This window comes from Bacillus sp. FSL K6-1003 (genome assembly GCF_037964945.1).
In the GTDB taxonomy this organism is placed as follows: Bacteria; Bacillota; Bacilli; order Bacillales; family Bacillaceae; genus Bacillus; species Bacillus mojavensis.
Window position 1 is genome coordinate 1 of the sequence record NZ_CP150176.1, and the last position, 21,837, is coordinate 21,837.

13 protein-coding genes, 2 tRNA genes, 3 rRNA genes and 1 other annotated feature are annotated in these 21,837 nt (G+C 44.3%); of the genes, 17 read left to right on the forward strand and 1 reads right to left on the reverse strand.

The window, feature by feature from the left end; translation table 11 throughout:
• The 12 genes from dnaA to rrf all read left to right on the forward strand — a co-directional run bounded on the left by dnaA (position 1) and on the right by rrf (position 14,409).
• A complete protein-coding gene (gene dnaA, locus NSU16_RS00005) occupies positions 1-1,341 on the forward strand; it encodes a chromosomal replication initiator protein DnaA (RefSeq protein WP_010332673.1) in 1,341 nt (446 codons plus the stop codon).
• Between the two features lie 193 nt (positions 1,342-1,534).
• Positions 1,535-2,671 carry a DNA polymerase III subunit beta gene (gene dnaN, locus NSU16_RS00010; RefSeq protein WP_010332674.1) on the forward strand — a complete coding sequence of 379 codons (1,137 nt, stop codon included), beginning with the start codon at positions 1,535-1,537 and terminating at the stop codon, positions 2,669-2,671.
• A 131-nt stretch (positions 2,672-2,802) separates the two neighbouring features.
• Positions 2,803-3,018, forward strand: coding sequence for a ribosome maturation protein RlbA (gene rlbA, locus NSU16_RS00015; RefSeq protein WP_003219264.1), 216 nt, complete (start codon positions 2,803-2,805; stop codon positions 3,016-3,018).
• Positions 3,019-3,033: 15 nt separating this feature from the next.
• Complete coding sequence (gene recF, locus NSU16_RS00020) at positions 3,034-4,146, forward strand: DNA replication/repair protein RecF (protein ID WP_326204312.1); 1,113 nt, start codon at positions 3,034-3,036, stop codon at positions 4,144-4,146.
• A gap of 17 nt (positions 4,147-4,163) precedes the next feature.
• On the forward strand, positions 4,164-4,409 hold the full coding sequence (gene remB / locus NSU16_RS00025; RefSeq protein WP_010332676.1) for an extracellular matrix regulator RemB: 246 nt from the start codon (positions 4,164-4,166) through the stop codon (positions 4,407-4,409).
• A gap of 54 nt (positions 4,410-4,463) precedes the next feature.
• A complete protein-coding gene (gene gyrB, locus NSU16_RS00030) occupies positions 4,464-6,380 on the forward strand; it encodes a DNA topoisomerase (ATP-hydrolyzing) subunit B (RefSeq protein WP_010332677.1) in 1,917 nt (638 codons plus the stop codon).
• A gap of 211 nt (positions 6,381-6,591) precedes the next feature.
• On the forward strand, positions 6,592-9,063 hold the full coding sequence (gene gyrA, locus NSU16_RS00035) for a DNA topoisomerase (ATP-hydrolyzing) subunit A (RefSeq protein WP_168746733.1): 2,472 nt from the start codon (positions 6,592-6,594) through the stop codon (positions 9,061-9,063).
• A gap of 352 nt (positions 9,064-9,415) precedes the next feature.
• Positions 9,416-10,965: ribosomal RNA gene (locus tag NSU16_RS00040) — 16S ribosomal RNA — on the forward strand.
• Positions 10,966-11,066: 101 nt separating this feature from the next.
• Positions 11,067-11,143, forward strand: a tRNA-Ile gene (locus NSU16_RS00045).
• A 12-nt stretch (positions 11,144-11,155) separates the two neighbouring features.
• Positions 11,156-11,231 (forward strand) — tRNA-Ala (locus tag NSU16_RS00050).
• An 81-nt stretch (positions 11,232-11,312) separates the two neighbouring features.
• A 23S ribosomal RNA gene (locus NSU16_RS00055) occupies positions 11,313-14,240 on the forward strand.
• Between the two features lie 53 nt (positions 14,241-14,293).
• A 5S ribosomal RNA gene (gene rrf / locus NSU16_RS00060) occupies positions 14,294-14,409 on the forward strand.
• The 16S, 23S and 5S rRNA genes sit together here with 2 tRNA genes alongside, the layout of an rRNA operon.
• 37 nt (positions 14,410-14,446) lie before the next feature.
• Here rrf and NSU16_RS00065 read toward each other — a convergent pair.
• Positions 14,447-15,397 carry a YaaC family protein gene (locus NSU16_RS00065; RefSeq protein WP_198098583.1) on the reverse strand — a complete coding sequence of 317 codons (951 nt, stop codon included), beginning with the start codon at positions 15,395-15,397 and terminating at the stop codon, positions 14,447-14,449.
• Positions 15,398-15,517: 120 nt separating this feature from the next.
• Here NSU16_RS00065 and guaB point away from each other — a divergent pair, with 120 nt between their 5' ends.
• From guaB to serS, 5 genes are all read left to right on the forward strand, one after another.
• Positions 15,518-16,984: an IMP dehydrogenase gene (gene guaB / locus NSU16_RS00070; RefSeq protein WP_010332733.1), complete on the forward strand. Its 1,467-nt coding sequence runs from the start codon at positions 15,518-15,520 to the stop codon at positions 16,982-16,984.
• Positions 16,985-17,138: 154 nt separating this feature from the next.
• Positions 17,139-18,470, forward strand: coding sequence for a D-alanyl-D-alanine carboxypeptidase (dacA, locus tag NSU16_RS00075; RefSeq protein WP_339191844.1), 1,332 nt, complete (start codon positions 17,139-17,141; stop codon positions 18,468-18,470).
• A 196-nt stretch (positions 18,471-18,666) separates the two neighbouring features.
• Positions 18,667-19,551 (forward strand): pyridoxal 5'-phosphate synthase lyase subunit PdxS, encoded by an 885-nt coding sequence (gene pdxS, locus NSU16_RS00080; protein WP_024123589.1) that lies wholly within the window; start codon positions 18,667-18,669, stop codon positions 19,549-19,551.
• Between the two features lie 20 nt (positions 19,552-19,571).
• Positions 19,572-20,162 carry a pyridoxal 5'-phosphate synthase glutaminase subunit PdxT gene (gene pdxT, locus NSU16_RS00085; protein ID WP_168746736.1) on the forward strand — a complete coding sequence of 197 codons (591 nt, stop codon included), beginning with the start codon at positions 19,572-19,574 and terminating at the stop codon, positions 20,160-20,162.
• Positions 20,163-20,214: 52 nt separating this feature from the next.
• Positions 20,215-20,427, forward strand: a binding site (T-box leader).
• Between the two features lie 66 nt (positions 20,428-20,493).
• Complete coding sequence (gene serS / locus NSU16_RS00090; protein ID WP_339191845.1) at positions 20,494-21,771, forward strand: serine--tRNA ligase; 1,278 nt, start codon at positions 20,494-20,496, stop codon at positions 21,769-21,771.
• Positions 21,772-21,837: the final 66 nt, after the last annotated feature.

The following is a 21,837-nucleotide window of genomic DNA, read 5'->3' on the forward strand; positions in this document are numbered from 1 at the left end:
ATGGAAAATATATTAGACCTGTGGAACCAAGCCCTTGCTCAAATTGAAAAAAAATTGAGCAAACCGAGTTTCGAGACTTGGATGAAATCAACGAAAGCCCACTCACTGCAAGGGGATACATTGACAATTACCGCTCCTAATGAATTTGCCAGAGACTGGCTGGAGTCCAGGTACTTGCATCTCATTGCAGATACTATATATGAATTAACCGGGGAAGAATTGAGCATTAAATTTGTCATTCCTCAAAATCAAGATGTCGAAGACTTTATGCCAAAACCGCAAGTCAAAAAAGCGGTAAAAGAAGATACATCTGATTTTCCTCAAAATATGCTCAACCCAAAGTATACATTTGATACTTTTGTCATCGGATCTGGAAACCGATTCGCTCACGCAGCTTCCCTAGCAGTAGCGGAAGCACCTGCAAAAGCATACAACCCTTTATTTATCTACGGAGGCGTTGGATTAGGGAAAACACACTTAATGCATGCGATCGGCCATTATGTAATAGATCATAATCCTTCTGCCAAAGTGGTTTATCTGTCTTCTGAGAAATTTACTAACGAGTTCATCAACTCTATTCGGGATAATAAAGCAGTTGATTTCCGCAATCGCTACCGAAATGTTGATGTGCTTTTGATAGATGATATTCAATTTTTAGCCGGGAAAGAACAAACGCAAGAAGAATTTTTCCATACTTTCAACACGCTGCACGAAGAAAGCAAACAAATCGTCATTTCAAGTGATAGACCGCCTAAAGAAATTCCGACACTTGAAGACAGATTGCGTTCACGCTTTGAATGGGGTCTGATTACAGATATCACGCCTCCTGATTTAGAAACGAGAATTGCGATTTTAAGAAAAAAAGCCAAAGCGGAAGGCTTGGATATTCCGAACGAGGTTATGCTTTATATCGCAAATCAAATCGACAGCAACATTCGGGAGCTGGAAGGGGCATTAATCAGGGTCGTTGCGTATTCATCTTTAATTAATAAAGACATTAATGCCGATCTGGCCGCTGAGGCATTAAAAGATATTATTCCTTCCTCAAAACCGAAAGTGATTACAATAAAAGAAATTCAGAGAGTAGTAGGCCAGCAATTCAATATTAAGCTTGAGGATTTCAAAGCAAAAAAACGGACAAAATCGGTAGCATTCCCGCGTCAAATCGCTATGTACTTATCGAGAGAAATGACTGACTCCTCTCTCCCTAAAATTGGGGAGGAATTCGGTGGCCGTGACCATACAACCGTTATTCATGCACATGAAAAAATCTCAAAACTGATGGCAGATGATGAACAGCTTCAGCAGCATGTAAAAGAAATTAAGGAACAGCTTAAATAATAGGGTCGGGGATAAATCGGGAGAAGTGTGAATAACTTTTCTAAAGTCATGCACAGTCTGTCCACATGTGGATAGGCTGTGTTTCCTGTCTTTTTCACAACTTATCCACAAATCCACAAGCCCTACTATTACTTCTACTACTTTTTTTAAAAAAAATATATATATTAATACATTATCCGTTAGGAGGATAAAAATGAAATTTACGATTCAAAAAGATCGTCTTGTTGAAAGTGTCCAAGATGTGTTAAAAGCAGTTTCATCCAGAACTACAATTCCGATTTTGACCGGTATTAAGATCGTTGCCTCAGATGAAGGGGTATCTTTTACAGGAAGCGATTCAGATATTTCCATCGAGTCTTTTATTCCGAAAGAAGAAGGAGATAAAGAAATCGTTACGATTGAACAGCCAGGCAGCATTGTATTACAAGCCCGCTTCTTTAGCGAAATTGTAAAAAAACTCCCGATGGCAGCTGTAGAAATCGAAGTGCAAAATCAATATCTGACGATTATCCGCTCTGGAAAAGCCGAATTTAACCTAAATGGACTTGATGCTGATGAATATCCGCATTTGCCGCAGATCGAAGAGCATCATGCGATTCAGATTCCTACGGATTTGTTAAAAAACCTAATTAGACAAACAGTGTTTGCGGTGTCCACCTCAGAAACACGTCCTATATTGACAGGTGTAAACTGGAAAGTGGAGAAAAGTGAATTATTATGCACTGCGACGGATAGCCACCGTTTGGCTTTAAGAAAAGCCAAACTTGATATTTCAGAAGACAGATCCTATAACGTCGTGATTCCGGGTAAGAGCTTAACTGAACTCAGCAAAATTTTAGATGACAACCAAGAACTAGTAGATATCGTCATTACAGAAACCCAGGTTCTGTTTAAAGCAAAAAACGTCTTGTTCTTCTCGCGCCTGCTGGATGGAAATTACCCAGATACAACGAGCCTTATTCCGCAAGAAAGCAAGACAGAAATCATTGTGAACACAAAAGAATTCCTTCAGGCGATTGATCGTGCATCTCTATTAGCCAGAGAAGGACGCAATAACGTGGTGAAGCTTTCTGCAAAGCCTGCTGAATCAATTGAGATTTCTTCTAATTCACCTGAAATCGGAAAAGTTGTGGAAGCAGTTCTTGCAGATCAGATTGAGGGTGAGGAATTAAATATCTCTTTTAGTCCAAAATATATGCTGGATGCATTAAAGGTGCTTGAAGGAGCAGAGATACGTGTCAGCTTTACAGGAGCTATGAGACCTTTCTTAATTCGCACGCCGAATGATGAAACAATCGTACAGCTTATCCTCCCTGTCAGAACCTATTAATCCGATATACGGCTGCCGACCTGTTCGGCAGCTTTTCTATTCGGTATCTGCTCCGTCAAGTTTTCCCTTTCCCTAATTCGTTTTTTTTTAGTACAATTAGATATTAGTGATATTTGAAAGAGGTCGATATAATGGCAAATCCGATTTCTATTGATACAGAGATGATTACACTCGGTCAATTTCTGAAATTAGCCGATGTGATTCAGTCAGGCGGTATGGCAAAGTGGTTTTTGAGCGAGCATGAAGTGCTTGTAAACAATGAGCCGGACAATCGCCGCGGCAGAAAGCTGTATGTTGGAGATGTGGTAGAGATTGAAGGATTTGGTTCATTTCAAGTCGTCAATTAAAGCGGGTGACACTGATTGCATATCCAGAACTTAGAACTGACATCTTACCGCAACTACGAACATGCTGAACTTCAATTTGAAAATAAAGTAAATGTGATCATTGGAGAAAATGCCCAGGGGAAAACAAACCTCATGGAAGCGATCTATGTCTTGTCCATGGCGAAATCGCATCGGACTTCAAATGACAAAGAACTTATCCGATGGGACAAAGACTATGCTAAAATAGAGGGAAGAGTGATGAAGATAAACGGAGCGATTCCGATGCAGCTCGTCATCTCCAAAAAGGGTAAAAAGGGCAAGGTCAATCATATCGAACAGCAAAAGCTCAGCCAGTATGTCGGTGCCCTCAACACCATCATGTTTGCGCCGGAAGATTTAAACCTTGTAAAGGGAAGCCCTCAAGTGAGACGGAGGTTTCTTGACATGGAAATCGGCCAAGTTTCTCCCGTCTACCTGTATGACCTTTCTCTTTACCAGAAGATTCTTTCCCAGCGAAATCATTTTCTGAAGCAGCTGCAAACAAGAAAACAAACTGACAGAACAATGCTTGATGTTCTGACTGATCAGCTTATTGAAGTTGCCGCAAAAGTCGTCGTAAAACGTCTGCAATTCACGGCACAGCTCGAAAAATGGGCGCAGCCTATCCATTCGGGCATCTCAAGAGGGCTTGAGGAACTGACGCTGAAGTACCATACGGCTCTTGAGGTATCAGATCCTGAAGACTTGTCGAAAATAGGAGATAGCTATCAAGAAGCGTTTTCTAAATTAAGAGAAAAAGAAATTGAGCGTGGCGTCACGCTGTCTGGACCTCATCGGGATGATGTTCTTTTCTATGTGAACGGACGCGATGTGCAGACGTACGGTTCTCAAGGACAGCAGCGGACGACGGCATTATCCCTTAAGCTGGCTGAGATTGACCTGATCCATGAAGAAATCGGAGAATATCCCATTTTACTATTGGATGATGTGCTGAGTGAGCTGGATGATTATCGCCAATCGCACTTGCTTCATACCATCCAGGGCCGTGTACAAACGTTTGTCACAACGACAAGCGTTGATGGCATTGATCACGAAACCTTACGGCAAGCAGGAATGTTCCGTGTGCAAAACGGTGCGTTAGTGAAGTGAAGAAATGAGGTGGGCAATTGTATATTCATTTAGGTGATGATTTTGTGGTTTCAACATGCGATATTATTGGCATTTTTGATTTTAAAGCCAACATGTCGCCAATTGTTGAAGAATTTCTGAAAAAACAGAAACACAAGCTGGTGCCTTCCGTAAACGGCACACCCAAATCTATCGTAGTCACGGTTCAGAATATATATTACTCTCCCTTATCTTCCAGCACATTAAAAAAACGTGCGCAATTTATGGTTGAAATAGATTCTTAGTGATTTTTATAACGAATATATTGTTTAAGAAAAGTGTAGGTGAATAACGTGGCTATGGAACAGCAGCAAAATAGTTATGATGAAAATCAGATACAGGTACTAGAAGGATTGGAAGCTGTTCGTAAAAGACCGGGGATGTACATCGGTTCAACTAACAGTAAAGGTCTTCACCATCTGGTATGGGAAATTGTCGACAATAGTATTGACGAAGCCCTGGCCGGTTATTGTACAGATATCAATATCCTAATTGAAAAAGACAACAGCATCACAGTAATTGATAATGGCCGCGGGATTCCAGTCGGTATTCATGAGAAAATGGGCCGTCCTGCGGTTGAAGTCATTATGACTGTGCTTCACGCCGGAGGGAAATTTGACGGAAGCGGATATAAAGTGTCCGGAGGTTTGCACGGTGTAGGTGCCTCGGTCGTTAACGCGTTATCAACAGAGCTTGATGTGACTGTTCACCGTGACGGAAAAATCCATCGTCAAGTCTATAACCGCGGTATCCCGGTTTCTGATCTCGAGGTTATTGGCGAAACGGATCATACCGGAACGACTACACATTTTGTTCCAGATCCTGAAATTTTCACGGAAACAACTGAGTATGAATATGATCTGCTTGCTAACCGTGTTCGTGAACTAGCCTTTTTGACAAAAGGCGTAAACATCACGATTGAAGATAAACGTGAAGGACAAGAACGCAAAAATGAGTATCATTACGAAGGCGGAATAAAAAGCTATGTAGAGTATTTAAACCGCTCCAAAGAAGTTGTCCATGAAGAGCCGATTTATATTGAAGGCGAAAAGGACGGCATTACGGTTGAAGTCGCTCTGCAATACAATGACGGCTACACAAGCAATATTTACTCATTTACAAACAATATCAACACGTACGAAGGCGGTACCCATGAAGCCGGTTTTAAAACAGGGCTGACTCGTGTCATCAATGATTACGCCAGAAAAAAAGGACTCATAAAAGAAAATGATCCAAACTTGAGCGGAGATGATGTGAGAGAAGGGCTTACCGCGATTATCTCGATCAAACACCCGGATCCGCAGTTCGAAGGCCAAACGAAAACAAAATTAGGCAACTCAGAGGCACGGACTATCACAGATACGTTATTTTCTGCGGCGTTGGAAACATTTATGCTGGAAAATCCAGATGCGGCCAGAAAAATCGTTGACAAAGGTTTAATGGCAGCAAGAGCAAGAATGGCTGCGAAAAAAGCACGTGAATTAACGCGCCGCAAAAGCGCTTTGGAGATTTCAAACCTTCCCGGTAAATTAGCGGACTGCTCTTCGAAAGACCCGAGCATCTCCGAGTTATATATCGTAGAGGGTGACTCTGCCGGAGGATCTGCAAAACAGGGGCGTGACAGACATTTCCAGGCCATTTTGCCGCTTAGAGGTAAAATCCTGAACGTTGAAAAAGCAAGGCTTGATAAAATTCTTTCTAACAACGAAGTTCGTTCTATGATTACTGCACTCGGCACAGGTATCGGGGAAGATTTCAACTTGGAAAAAGCCCGTTATCACAAAGTTGTCATTATGACAGATGCCGACGTTGACGGCGCGCACATCAGAACATTGCTGTTGACGTTCTTTTACAGATATATGCGTCAGATTATCGAAAACGGCTATGTGTACATCGCGCAGCCGCCGCTCTACAAAGTCCAGCAGGGTAAACGTGTTGAATATGCCTACAATGACAAGCAGCTTGAGGAACTGTTGCAAACTCTTCCTCAAACGCCTAAGCCTGGATTGCAGCGTTACAAAGGTCTTGGTGAAATGAATGCCACCCAGCTTTGGGAGACAACTATGGATCCGAGCTCAAGAACGCTTCTGCAGGTGACTCTAGAGGATGCAATGGATGCAGATGAAACGTTCGAAATGCTGATGGGAGACAAAGTAGAACCGCGCAGAAATTTCATAGAAGCAAATGCGAGATACGTGAAAAATCTCGACATCTAATAATAAAAAGCCTTATTTCCAATTAGAAATAAGGCTTTTTTCTGAACTGGACAGTACCCAGGAATTCTTATAAAACCTATATATTCTAGTAATTTAATGTGTATAAGTATAAGTTTATTGATATAATGGAGAATAGCGAAATCGTATTGAAGATCATAATGGACAATCTACTCCCACATAATTTCATGTGATACTTCAGGGAGGTTTTTTAATGAGTGAACAAAACACACCAAAAGTTCGTGAAATAAATATCAGTCAGGAAATGCGCACGTCCTTTCTGGATTATGCGATGAGCGTTATCGTATCCCGGGCACTGCCGGATGTGCGTGACGGTTTAAAACCGGTTCACAGACGGATTTTATACGCGATGAATGATTTAGGCATGACGAGTGACAAGCCGTATAAAAAATCGGCTCGTATCGTCGGAGAAGTTATCGGGAAATACCATCCTCACGGTGATTCAGCGGTATATGAATCTATGGTCAGAATGGCGCAGGATTTCAACTACCGTTATATGCTTGTCGACGGTCATGGAAACTTTGGTTCTGTAGACGGAGACTCAGCCGCTGCGATGCGTTACACCGAAGCCAGAATGTCTAAGATCGCCATGGAAATTCTGCGAGACATTACAAAAGACACGATTGATTATCAAGATAACTATGATGGGTCAGAGAGAGAACCTGTTGTCATGCCGTCAAGATTCCCAAACCTGCTTGTAAATGGAGCAGCCGGAATTGCAGTCGGAATGGCTACAAATATTCCGCCGCACCAGCTTGGAGAAATTATTGACGGAGTGCTTGCTGTAAGCGAGAACAAGGACATAACAATCCAAGAGCTGATGGAATTCATTCCTGGACCGGATTTCCCGACTGCCGGACAAATTTTAGGCAGAAGCGGAATCCGCAAGGCATATGAATCCGGAAGAGGTTCTATTACGATTCGGGCAAAAGCAGAAATTGAAGAAACTTCTTCAGGGAAAGAAAGAATTTTAGTAACAGAACTCCCTTATCAGGTGAATAAAGCGCGTCTAATTGAGAAGATTGCTGATCTTGTCAGGGATAAGAAAATTGAAGGAATAACTGATTTGCGTGATGAATCTGACCGTAACGGTATGCGGATTGTCATTGAAATCAGACGAGATGCCAATGCGCATGTTATCCTGAACAACCTGTACAAACAGACAGCCCTGCAAACTTCCTTCGGGATTAATATGCTGGCGCTTGTTGACGGCGAGCCGAAGGTATTAAATTTAAAGCAATGCCTGGTGCATTACCTCGATCACCAAAAAGTCGTTATCAGACGCCGTACTGCTTATGAATTGCGTAAAGCGGAGGCGAGAGCGCATATTTTGGAAGGATTAAGGATTGCTCTTGATCATCTTGATGCAGTTATATCCCTTATCCGTAGCTCTCAAACGGCTGAAATTGCGAGAACAGGGTTAATTGAACAATTCTCGCTGACCGAAAAGCAAGCCCAAGCTATTCTAGACATGAGGCTCCAGCGTTTAACAGGATTGGAAAGAGAAAAGATTGAAGAAGAATACCAATCCCTTATTAAATTAATTGCAGAGCTTAAAGAAATCTTAGCCAATGAAGAAAAAGTGCTTGAGATCATCCGTGAAGAGCTTACAGAAATTAAAGAGCGTTTCAACGATGAAAGACGCACTGAGATCGTTACTGCCGGTCTTGAAACAATTGAAGATGAAGATCTCATCGAAAGAGAGAACATCGTTGTCACCCTGACACATAACGGATATATCAAACGTCTGCCTGCTTCGACCTACCGCAGTCAAAAGCGCGGAGGAAAAGGCGTTCAGGGAATGGGAACAAACGAAGATGATTTCGTTGAACATTTGATCTCTACTTCAACACATGACACGATTCTCTTCTTCTCCAACAAAGGGAAAGTGTATCGTGCAAAAGGGTATGAAATCCCTGAATACGGTAGAACCGCTAAGGGAATCCCGATTATCAATCTGTTGGAGGTAGAAAAAGGTGAATGGATTAACGCAATTATCCCAGTCACTGCATTCGAAGAAGATCTCTATCTCTTCTTCACAACAAAACATGGGATTTCAAAACGCACTTCACTGTCTCAGTTTGCTAATATCCGTAACAACGGCTTAATTGCGCTGAGCTTGCGGGAAGATGATGAATTAATGGGTGTCCGGCTTACTGACGGCACAAAACAAATCATCATCGGAACGAAAAACGGCCTGCTGATTCGTTTCTCTGAAACAGATGTTAGGGAAATGGGAAGAACAGCGGCAGGCGTAAAAGGCATCACCCTTACTGACGACGATATTGTCGTCGGCATGGAAATATTAGAGGAAGAATCTGATGTCCTTATCGTGACTGAGAAAGGTTACGGTAAACGAACTCCGGCTGAAGAATACAGAACCCAAAGCCGAGGCGGAAAAGGACTGAAAACATGTAAAATCACGGAGAACAACGGCCATTTAGTAGCAGTGAAAGCTACCAAAGGTGAAGAGGATCTGATGATTATTACTGCCAGCGGTGTACTGATCAGAATGGATATCAATGATATCTCAACTACCGGACGCGTAACTCAAGGCGTACGTCTCATCAGAATGGCGGAACAAGAGCATGTTGCCACAGTCGCATTAGTTGAGAAAAACGATGATAATGAAGAAAACGAGCAAGAAGAGACGCAAGAAAGTTAAAGAAAAAGCGCGGCTATATCAGCTGCGCTTTTTTATATCAAAAACTCTTTACAGTGAGAAGAATTATGGTATAATCATTTCTGTTGTCTTTTAAAAAAGACATGACATTACTAGATGAAAACATTTTTTTTAAAAAAGTGTTGACCTAGTTAACTAAAAATGTTATTATTAAGTAGTCGCTTCGAGAGAGGCGCGCAAAGTTCTTTGAAAACTAAACAAGACAAAACGTACCTGTTAATTCAAGTTTTAAATAAATCGCACAGTAATGTGCGTAGTCAGTCAAACTAAGGCCTGCAGGATGCAGGTCGCGCAGATGTTACCACAGGATGTGGCGAACTTAATCTGTGATCCATTATCGGAGAGTTTGATCCTGGCTCAGGACGAACGCTGGCGGCGTGCCTAATACATGCAAGTCGAGCGGACAGATGGGAGCTTGCTCCCTGATGTTAGCGGCGGACGGGTGAGTAACACGTGGGTAACCTGCCTGTAAGACTGGGATAACTCCGGGAAACCGGGGCTAATACCGGATGCTTGTTTGAACCGCATGGTTCAAACATAAAAGGTGGCTTCGGCTACCACTTACAGATGGACCCGCGGCGCATTAGCTAGTTGGTGAGGTAACGGCTCACCAAGGCAACGATGCGTAGCCGACCTGAGAGGGTGATCGGCCACACTGGGACTGAGACACGGCCCAGACTCCTACGGGAGGCAGCAGTAGGGAATCTTCCGCAATGGACGAAAGTCTGACGGAGCAACGCCGCGTGAGTGATGAAGGTTTTCGGATCGTAAAGCTCTGTTGTTAGGGAAGAACAAGTACCGTTCGAATAGGGCGGTACCTTGACGGTACCTAACCAGAAAGCCACGGCTAACTACGTGCCAGCAGCCGCGGTAATACGTAGGTGGCAAGCGTTGTCCGGAATTATTGGGCGTAAAGGGCTCGCAGGCGGTTCCTTAAGTCTGATGTGAAAGCCCCCGGCTCAACCGGGGAGGGTCATTGGAAACTGGGGAACTTGAGTGCAGAAGAGGAGAGTGGAATTCCACGTGTAGCGGTGAAATGCGTAGAGATGTGGAGGAACACCAGTGGCGAAGGCGACTCTCTGGTCTGTAACTGACGCTGAGGAGCGAAAGCGTGGGGAGCGAACAGGATTAGATACCCTGGTAGTCCACGCCGTAAACGATGAGTGCTAAGTGTTAGGGGGTTTCCGCCCCTTAGTGCTGCAGCTAACGCATTAAGCACTCCGCCTGGGGAGTACGGTCGCAAGACTGAAACTCAAAGGAATTGACGGGGGCCCGCACAAGCGGTGGAGCATGTGGTTTAATTCGAAGCAACGCGAAGAACCTTACCAGGTCTTGACATCCTCTGACAATCCTAGAGATAGGACGTCCCCTTCGGGGGCAGAGTGACAGGTGGTGCATGGTTGTCGTCAGCTCGTGTCGTGAGATGTTGGGTTAAGTCCCGCAACGAGCGCAACCCTTGATCTTAGTTGCCAGCATTCAGTTGGGCACTCTAAGGTGACTGCCGGTGACAAACCGGAGGAAGGTGGGGATGACGTCAAATCATCATGCCCCTTATGACCTGGGCTACACACGTGCTACAATGGACAGAACAAAGGGCAGCAAAACCGCGAGGTTAAGCCAATCCCACAAATCTGTTCTCAGTTCGGATCGCAGTCTGCAACTCGACTGCGTGAAGCTGGAATCGCTAGTAATCGCGGATCAGCATGCCGCGGTGAATACGTTCCCGGGCCTTGTACACACCGCCCGTCACACCACGAGAGTTTGTAACACCCGAAGTCGGTGAGGTAACCTTTATGGAGCCAGCCGCCGAAGGTGGGACAGATGATTGGGGTGAAGTCGTAACAAGGTAGCCGTATCGGAAGGTGCGGCTGGATCACCTCCTTTCTAAGGATATTTACGGAATATAAGACCTTGGGTCTTATAAACAGAACGTTCCCTGTCTTGTTTAGTTTTGAAGGAACTTTGTTCCTTGAACAAGTTAAGATGGGCCTGTAGCTCAGCTGGTTAGAGCGCACGCCTGATAAGCGTGAGGTCGGTGGTTCGAGTCCACTCAGGCCCACCATCTTATACAAATGGGGCCTTAGCTCAGCTGGGAGAGCGCCTGCTTTGCACGCAGGAGGTCAGCGGTTCGATCCCGCTAGGCTCCACCAACGTGTTCTTTGAAAACTAGATAACAGTAGACATCACATTCAATTAGTAACACAAGATATCACATAGTGATTCTTTTTAACGGTTAAGTTAGAAAGGGCGCACGGTGGATGCCTTGGCACTAGGAGCCGATGAAGGACGGGACGAACACCGATATGCTTCGGGGAGCTGTAAGCAAGCTTTGATCCGGAGATTTCCGAATGGGGAAACCCACCACTCGTAATGGAGTGGTATCCATATCTGAATTCATAGGATATGAGAAGGCAGACCCGGGGAACTGAAACATCTAAGTACCCGGAGGAAGAGAAAGCAAATGCGATTCCCTGAGTAGCGGCGAGCGAAACGGGATTAGCCCAAACCAAGAGGCTTGCCTCTTGGGGTTGTAGGACACTCTATACGGAGTTACAAAGGAACGAGGTAGATGAAGAGGTCTGGAAAGGCCCGCCATAGAAGGTAACAGCCCTGTAGTCAAAACTTCGTTCTCTCCAGAGTGGATCCTGAGTACGGCGGAACACGTGAAATTCCGTCGGAATCCGGGAGGACCATCTCCCAAGGCTAAATACTCCCTAGTGACCGATAGTGAACCAGTACCGTGAGGGAAAGGTGAAAAGCACCCCGGAAGGGGAGTGAAAGAGATCCTGAAACCGTGTGCCTACAAGTAGTCAGAGCCCGTTAACGGGTGATGGCGTGCCTTTTGTAGAATGAACCGGCGAGTTACGATCCCGTGCAAGGTTAAGCAGAAGATGCGGAGCCGCAGCGAAAGCGAGTCTGAATAGGGCGCATGAGTACGTGGTCGTAGACCCGAAACCAGGTGATCTACCCATGTCCAGGGTGAAGTTCAGGTAACACTGAATGGAGGCCCGAACCCACGCACGTTGAAAAGTGCGGGGATGAGGTGTGGGTAGGGGTGAAATGCCAATCGAACCTGGAGATAGCTGGTTCTCTCCGAAATAGCTTTAGGGCTAGCCTCAAGGTAAGAGTCTTGGAGGTAGAGCACTGATTGGACTAGGGGCCCCTACCGGGTTACCGAATTCAGTCAAACTCCGAATGCCAATGACTTATCCTTGGGAGTCAGACTGCGAGTGATAAGATCCGTAGTCGAAAGGGAAACAGCCCAGACCGCCAGCTAAGGTCCCAAAGTATACGTTAAGTGGAAAAGGATGTGGAGTTGCTTAGACAACCAGGATGTTGGCTTAGAAGCAGCCACCATTTAAAGAGTGCGTAATAGCTCACTGGTCGAGTGACTCTGCGCCGAAAATGTACCGGGGCTAAACGTATCACCGAAGCTGCGGACTGTTCTTCGAACAGTGGTAGGAGAGCGTTCTAAGGGCTGTGAAGCCAGACCGGAAGGACTGGTGGAGCGCTTAGAAGTGAGAATGCCGGTATGAGTAGCGAAAGAGGGGTGAGAATCCCCTCCACCGAATGCCTAAGGTTTCCTGAGGAAGGCTCGTCCGCTCAGGGTTAGTCGGGACCTAAGCCGAGGCCGAAAGGCGTAGGCGATGGACAACAGGTTGATATTCCTGTACCACCTCCTCACCATTTGAGCAATGGGGGGACGCAGGAGGATAGGGTAAGCGCGGTATTGGATATCCGCGTCCAAGCAGTTAGGCTGGGAAATAGGCAAATCCGTTTCCCATAAGGCTGAGCTGTGATGGCGAGCGAAATTTAGTAGCGAAGTTCCTGATTCCACACTGCCAAGAAAAGCCTCTAGCGAGGTGAGAGGTGCCCGTACCGCAAACCGACACAGGTAGGCGAGGAGAGAATCCTAAGGTGATCGAGAGAACTCTCGTTAAGGAACTCGGCAAAATGACCCCGTAACTTCGGGAGAAGGGGTGCTCTGTTAGGGTGCAAGCCCGAGAGAGCCGCAGTGAATAGGCCCAGGCGACTGTTTAGCAAAAACACAGGTCTCTGCGAAGCCGTAAGGCGAAGTATAGGGGCTGACGCCTGCCCGGTGCTGGAAGGTTAAGAGGAGCGCTTAGCGTAAGCGAAGGTGCGAATTGAAGCCCCAGTAAACGGCGGCCGTAACTATAACGGTCCTAAGGTAGCGAAATTCCTTGTCGGGTAAGTTCCGACCCGCACGAAAGGCGCAACGATCTGGGCACTGTCTCAACGAGAGACTCGGTGAAATTATAGTACCTGTGAAGATGCAGGTTACCCGCGACAGGACGGAAAGACCCCGTGGAGCTTTACTGCAGCCTGATATTGAATGTTGGTACAGCTTGTACAGGATAGGTAGGAGCCTTGGAAACCGGAGCGCCAGCTTCGGTGGAGGCATCGGTGGGATACTACCCTGGCTGTATTGACCTTCTAACCCGCCGCCCTTATCGGGCGGGGAGACAGTGTCAGGTGGGCAGTTTGACTGGGGCGGTCGCCTCCTAAAAGGTAACGGAGGCGCCCAAAGGTTCCCTCAGAATGGTTGGAAATCATTCGCAGAGTGTAAAGGCACAAGGGAGCTTGACTGCGAGACCTACAAGTCGAGCAGGGACGAAAGTCGGGCTTAGTGATCCGGTGGTTCCGCATGGAAGGGCCATCGCTCAACGGATAAAAGCTACCCCGGGGATAACAGGCTTATCTCCCCCAAGAGTCCACATCGACGGGGAGGTTTGGCACCTCGATGTCGGCTCATCGCATCCTGGGGCTGTAGTCGGTCCCAAGGGTTGGGCTGTTCGCCCATTAAAGCGGTACGCGAGCTGGGTTCAGAACGTCGTGAGACAGTTCGGTCCCTATCCGTCGCGGGCGCAGGAAATTTGAGAGGAGCTGTCCTTAGTACGAGAGGACCGGGATGGACGCACCGCTGGTGTACCAGTTGTTCTGCCAAGGGCATCGCTGGGTAGCTATGTGCGGACGGGATAAGTGCTGAAAGCATCTAAGCATGAAGCCCCCCTCAAGATGAGATTTCCCATTCCGCAAGGAAGTAAGATCCCTGAAAGATGATCAGGTTGATAGGTCTGAGGTGGAAGTGTGGCGACACATGGAGCTGACAGATACTAATCGATCGAGGACTTAACCTAATTTCTAATGATGTCATATCTGTTATCTAGTTTTGAGAGAACACTCTCAATTGTTTGGTGGCGATAGCGAAGAGGTCACACCCGTTCCCATGCCGAACACGGAAGTTAAGCTCTTCAGCGCCGATGGTAGTCGGGGGTTTCCCCCTGTGAGAGTAGGACGCCGCCAAGCAAGGGTGAAACCCAGCTCTTTGAGCTGGGTTTTTTGTTTATACATATTGCTGCAGGAATTTCAAAATGTATTTAGGGAATTTGTTTTCCGTTACCATTAAAAACTGCTGAATGAACACGTAATCATCACTGACATGCTGCGTTAATAGCTCATACCACCATTCTGTCTCATACCTCGCAATCATTCCTATGTTGTACAAAATTAAATAGTGGATTGTTATTTCAGGAAGTTTTAGAAATTGATCTCGTTTAGAAGGAATATAATATTGTCTTTTGTCCATATCAAATAATAGGCTGATTGAGGTCCATGGATTTATGTCTTGCCGTGAAAGATGGAACTGAAGATCATCTTTATCTTTCTTCAAAAAGGTCCATTGAAAATGATGAGACATATATTCAACAAATCGTGAATCGGACATCTTATAATGAATCACGATATCCTCTGGTATAGAAACCATGTCCTTTTCCTTCCGAATCTTTGTAATAAATCGTTCCTTTTTCTGGAAATAAAAAATATCACTTAACTCTGGTATAGCGGCTAATAACTTTTTCATAGTATACCGTTCATCTTCTATACCTGATTGACCAAATAAGTGTTTCATGAAGTGCATACATAATCCGTTGCGTTGTATTTTTACTTCATCATCGCTAAAACAATAATTTTGCTTCTTTCTTTTACGTGCTGTGACGCCATGTGCGAGAACAGATGTATGGCTTGGGTAGTGAGGATCCTGTGTGATGAGACAGGCTTTGATCAGCTGTGACATCCCGTAAAATAAAAGAATCGGTTTGATTTCTAAAGGCGAGCAAGAGGCTTGCTTATAAAATGATTCAGCATGCTTCAAGAAGAAAATAAACCGCTCGCTGTTTTTAAAAGAGTTCCGTTTCGCCTCATCTGCACCATTTAAGACATAGACTTTTTCTAGAAATTTCTGGGTTGATTCTACGGAATAAAATAGCGCTAAGTCTTTCCATTCATGATATGTCATATGTATTTCTAATTCCTTTCCGTTATCTAAATATTTCAACTCTTTTCGGGTTCCTTGACATGCTCTTGGCTTGTTGATAATCTACATATAATATTTTGCCGAAAAGAGGGGGATTTACTAATGTGGGAAAGTAAATTTTCAAAAGAAGGCTTAACGTTCGACGATGTGCTGCTTGTACCAGCTAAGTCAGAGGTACTTCCGCGTGATGTGGATTTATCTGTTGAACTTACAAAGACGTTAAAGCTGAATATTCCTGTCATCAGCGCAGGTATGGATACTGTAACAGAATCAGCAATGGCAATTGCAATGGCTAGACAGGGCGGCTTGGGCATTATTCATAAAAATATGTCGATCGAGCAGCAGGCTGAACAAGTTGATAAAGTAAAACGCTCTGAACGAGGCGTTATTACAAATCCCTTCTTTTTAACTCCTGATCACCAAGTTTATGATGCGGAGCATTTGATGGGGAAATACAGAATTTCCGGTGTTCCGATTGTAGATAACGAAGAAGACCAAAAGCTTGTCGGAATTATCACGAACCGCGACCTTCGCTTTATTTCTGATTACTCAATGAAAATCAGCGATGTCATGACAAAAGAAGAACTTGTCACTGCACCGGTTGGAACGACTTTAGACGAAGCTGAAAAGATTTTGCAGAAACATAAAATTGAAAAGCTTCCACTCGTTGACGATCAAAATAAATTAAAAGGTCTTATCACGATTAAAGACATTGAAAAAGTTATCGAATTCCCTAACTCATCTAAAGACATTCACGGACGTCTGATCGTTGGTGCGGCAGTTGGCGTAACTGGGGACACGATGACACGCGTGAAAAAGCTTGTAGAAGCCAATGTGGATGTCATTGTGATCGACACAGCACACGGGCATTCTCAAGGCGTGTTAAACACAGTGACAAAGATCCGTGAAACGTATCCTGAATTAAATATTATCGCTGGAAACGTAGCAACTGCTGAAGCAACAAAGGCACTCTTCGAAGCTGGTGCTGATATAGTCAAAGTAGGAATCGGACCGGGTTCCATTTGTACTACTCGTGTTGTAGCGGGTGTTGGTGTACCTCAAATCACAGCGATTTATGACTGTGCGACTGAAGCAAGAAAACATGGCAAAACAATTATCGCAGACGGCGGAATTAAATTCTCTGGCGATATTGCAAAAGCATTGGCAGCCGGCGGACATGCTGTTATGCTTGGAAGCTTGCTGGCAGGTACGTCAGAAAGCCCTGGTGAAACTGAAATCTACCAAGGCAGAAGGTTCAAAGTATACCGCGGTATGGGATCTGTTGCTGCAATGGAAAAAGGAAGTAAAGACCGTTACTTCCAAGAAGAAAACAAAAAATTCGTTCCAGAAGGAATTGAAGGACGCACACCTTACAAGGGACCGGTTGAAGAAACAGTTTATCAGCTAGTTGGCGGTCTTCGTTCTGGTATGGGATATTGCGGATCTAAAGATCTTCGTGCTTTAAGAGAAGAAGCTCAGTTCATTCGTATGACTGGTGCAGGCCTTCGTGAAAGTCATCCGCATGATGTACAGATTACAAAAGAATCACCTAACTATACAATTTCATAAATAAATTGTTACAAATTAAAAACATTTGACAGGGTCTCTGACTCTGTCTATTTTTTTTATACTGATTATGATAGAATTTATACTGTTGTGCATTGAAAATGTCCTTAACGGCTTAATTATAGATGAAGAAAAATGAAATACGGAGGTCGTACGATTGAACATCAAGAAATGTAAACAGCTATTGATGTCATTGGTTGTTTTAACACTGGCCGTAACTTGCCTGACTCCAATGTCAAAAGCAAAGGCTGCCAGCGATCCAATTGATATCAACGCATCAGCTGCTATTATGATCGAAGCTTCTTCAGGTAAAATTCTTTACAGCAAAAATGCAGAGAAAAGACTGCCAATTGCAAGTATGACAAAAATGATGACAGAGTATCTATTATTAGAAGCAATTGATGAAGGCAAAGTAAAATGGGATCAAACCTATACGCCTGATGACTATGTGTATGAGATTTCCCAAGATAACAGTTTATCAAACGTTCCTCTTCGGAAAGACGGAAAATACACAGTAAAAGAACTTTATCAAGCGACAGCAATCTATTCTGCAAATGCGGCTGCGATTGCCATTGCAGAGGTTATTGCAGGCTCTGAAACAAAGTTCGTTGAAAAAATGAATGCAAAAGCAAAAGAACTGGGATTAACAGATTACAAATTTGTTAATGCAACAGGTCTTGAAAACAAGGATCTCCACGGCAAGCAGCCTGAAGGGACAAGCGTAGATGAAGAAAGTGAAGTTTCTGCTAAGGACATGGCTATTCTTGCAGATCACTTGATTACTGATTACCCTGAGATTTTAGAAACTTCCAGCATCTCAAAAATGAAGTTCAGAAAAGGCACAGATGATGAAATGGACATGCCGAACTGGAACTTTATGCTGAAGGGTCTTGTCAGTGAGTATAAAGGTGCAACTGTAGATGGACTGAAAACAGGTTCTACTGACTCTGCGGGTTCATGTTTTACAGGAACAGCTGAAAGAAACGGTATGCGTGTCATCACTGTAGTGTTAAACGCAAAAGGCAACATTCACACTGGCCGTTTCGATGAAACGAAAAAGATGTTTGATTATGCTTTCAATAATTTCTCTATGAAAGAAATTTATGCTGAAGGCGATCAGGTAAAAGGCCATAAAACCGTTTCTGTAGATAAAGGTAAAGAGAAAGAAGTAGGCATTGTGACAAGCAAGGCATTTTCTCTTCCTGTCAAAAATGGTGAAGAAAAGAATTACAAAGCAAAAGTCACTTTAAACAAAGACACCTTGACTGCCCCTGTGAAAAAAGGGACGAAGGTTGGGAAACTGACTGCAGAATATACAGGTGATGAAAAGGACTATGGATTCCTTAGCAGCAGCCTGGCAGGAGTAGACCTTGTGACAAAAGAAAATGTAGATAAAGCAAACTGGTTTGTTTTAACAATGCGCAGCATCGGCGGATTTTTTGCTGGTATCTGGGGAAGCATTGTTGATACAGTAACTGGCTGGTTTTAATGAATGGAAAGAGCTCTGATTAATGTTAGGGCTCTTTCGCTTAATATACTGAAAAAACCCAATTTTTAATAAAAAATGATTTTCAAAGCCCTAAAAACCGAATAAAATAAGTAATATCCATATGAATTATTGGATTTCTAGGATACAATAAGAAGTAGAAATCATATAACTATACCTTGATTAGGGGGACCAAAAAATGGCTCAAACAGGTACTGAACGAGTAAAACGCGGAATGGCAGAAATGCAAAAAGGCGGCGTCATCATGGACGTCATCAATGCAGAACAAGCGAAGATTGCTGAAGAGGCTGGAGCTGTCGCTGTAATGGCGCTAGAACGTGTACCAGCTGATATTCGTGCGGCTGGAGGAGTTGCCCGTATGGCAGACCCTACTATCGTGGAAGAAGTAATGAATGCTGTATCCATCCCTGTAATGGCAAAAGCGCGTATCGGACATATTGTTGAAGCGCGTGTGCTTGAGGCTATGGGTGTTGACTATATTGATGAAAGTGAAGTTCTGACTCCAGCTGACGAAGAATTTCATTTGAATAAAAATGAATATACAGTTCCTTTCGTGTGCGGCTGCCGTGATCTAGGCGAAGCAACACGCCGTATTGCTGAAGGTGCTTCTATGCTACGTACAAAAGGGGAGCCTGGAACAGGTAATATCGTCGAAGCTGTTCGCCATATGCGCAAGGTAAACGCTCAAGTACGCAAAGTGGTTGCAATGAGCGATGATGAGCTAATGACTGAAGCGAAAAATTTGGGAGCGCCTTATGAGCTGCTTCAACAAATTAAAAGAGACGGTAAACTTCCTGTTGTTAACTTTGCGGCTGGCGGCGTAGCGACTCCTGCAGATGCAGCACTTATGATGCAGCTTGGCGCTGACGGTGTATTTGTTGGTTCTGGTATCTTCAAATCAGACAATCCTGCAAAATTTGCAAAAGCAATTGTGGAAGCAACAACTCACTTCACTGATTATAAATTGATTGCAGAGCTTTCAAAAGAGCTTGGAACTGCAATGAAAGGGATTGAAATCTCAAATTTACTTCCAGAACAGCGTATGCAAGAACGCGGCTGGTAAGAATATAGGAGAGCTGCGATATGTTAACAATAGGTGTACTAGGACTTCAAGGAGCAGTAAGAGAGCATATCCATGCAATTGAAGCATGCGGTGCAGCTGGACTTGTTATTAAACGCCCAGAGCAGCTAAACGAAATCGATGGTTTAATTTTGCCGGGCGGAGAAAGCACGACAATGCGCCGTTTAATTGATACGTATCAATTCATGGAGCCATTGCGTGAGTTTGCTGCTCAGGGAAAACCGATGTTTGGGACATGTGCCGGGTTAATTATATTGGCAAAAGAAATTGCCGGTTCAGATAACGCTCATTTAGGTTTGCTGAATGTGGTTGTTGAACGGAATTCGTTTGGCCGGCAGGTCGATAGCTTTGAAGCTGATTTAACCATTAAAGGGCTGGACGAACCTTTTACTGGCGTATTCATCCGTGCGCCGCATATCTTGGAAGCCGGTGAAAATGTTGAAGTAATTTCTGAGCATAACGGACGCATTGTTGCGGCTAAACAGGATAATTTCTTGGGCTGTTCGTTCCATCCGGAGCTGACAGAGGATCATCGGGTGACAAAGCTGTTCGTTCAAATGGTTGAGGAATACAAGCAAAAAGCCCTTGTATAAAACAGTTGAAAGCTGTGGAAACTTATAGTACATTATAAACACAAATAAAGATCGAAAAGCGTTGATAGGAACTAGTAGGAAGCCTCTCTTTCTAAGAGAGCCGATGGTTGGTGCGAATCGGTGAAAGATGCTGTCTGAATCCATCCTTGAGCGAAATGCTGAATGAAGTAGGCGTTTACGGGATAACCGTTATGTGTGAAAGCGGAAAACAAGTCTATGGCTTGTTTTCAATCAGGGTGGCAACGCGAGAGCTCTCGTCCCTTTCATGGGGATGAGGGCTCTTTTTATTTTCGATAATTCAATGAATTTAATGAAAAAAGGAGTGTTTCGCATGCTTGATACGAAAATGCTGAGAGTGAATTTTCAAGAAATTAAAGCAAAGCTTGTACACAAAGGCGAAGACTTAACAGATTTTGATAAGTTCGAGGAGCTTGATGATAAAAGACGAGAGCTTATCGGAAAAGTAGAAGAGCTAAAAGGAAAACGGAATGAAGTATCTCAGCAGGTAGCTGTTTTGAAACGCGAGAAAAAAGACGCGGATCATATCATTAAAGAAATGCGTGAAGTCGGCGAGGAAATTAAAAAACTTGATGAAGAATTAAGAACAGTGGAATCTGCCCTTGAAACCATTCTTCTCTCAATCCCGAATATTCCTCACGAATCAGTGCCAGTCGGTGAAACAGAAGATGATAACGTGGAAATCCGGAAATGGGGTGAAACACCTTCATTTGCATACGAGCCAAAACCGCATTGGGATATTGCTGATGAGCTTGGCATTCTTGATTTTGAACGTGCTGCGAAGGTGACAGGAAGCCGCTTCGTGTTTTATAAAGGCTTAGGTGCTCGCTTGGAGCGTGCGCTTTATAATTTTATGCTAGACCTTCATGTGGATGAGTATAACTATACTGAGGTCATCCCGCCTTATATGGTAAACCGCGCAAGCATGACGGGAACAGGCCAGCTTCCAAAGTTCGAAGAGGATGCGTTTAAGATCAGAGAAGAGGATTACTTCTTGATTCCGACTGCTGAAGTGCCGATCACAAACATGCATCGGGATGAAATTCTGTCAGGAGACAGCCTGCCGATTAATTATGCGGCATTCAGTGCCTGCTTCCGCTCAGAAGCTGGTTCAGCAGGGCGCGATACACGGGGATTAATCCGTCAGCACCAGTTTAATAAAGTAGAGCTTGTGAAGTTTGTAAAGCCGGAAGATTCTTATGAAGAGTTAGAAAAGCTCACAAACCAAGCTGAGCGTGTGCTTCAGCTGTTGGAACTTCCATACCGTGTAATGAGCATGTGTACGGGTGATTTAGGATTTACAGCTGCGAAAAAATACGATATAGAAGTATGGATTCCGAGCCAAGACACTTATCGTGAAATTTCTTCTTGCAGCAACTTCGAAGCGTTCCAAGCCAGACGTGCGAACATTCGTTTCAGACGTGAAGCGAAAGGCAAACCAGAGCATGTACACACATTGAACGGCTCAGGTCTGGCAGTCGGAAGAACAGTTGCTGCTATTTTAGAAAATTATCAGCAGGAAGACGGAAGCGTCATTATACCAAAAGTGCTTCGTCCTTATATGGGAAATAGAGAAGTCATCAAAGCGTAATGCTGAAAAGGTGTGCCTGATAAGGCACGCCTTTTCGGTATTTAAACCGAACATTTTTATAAAAAC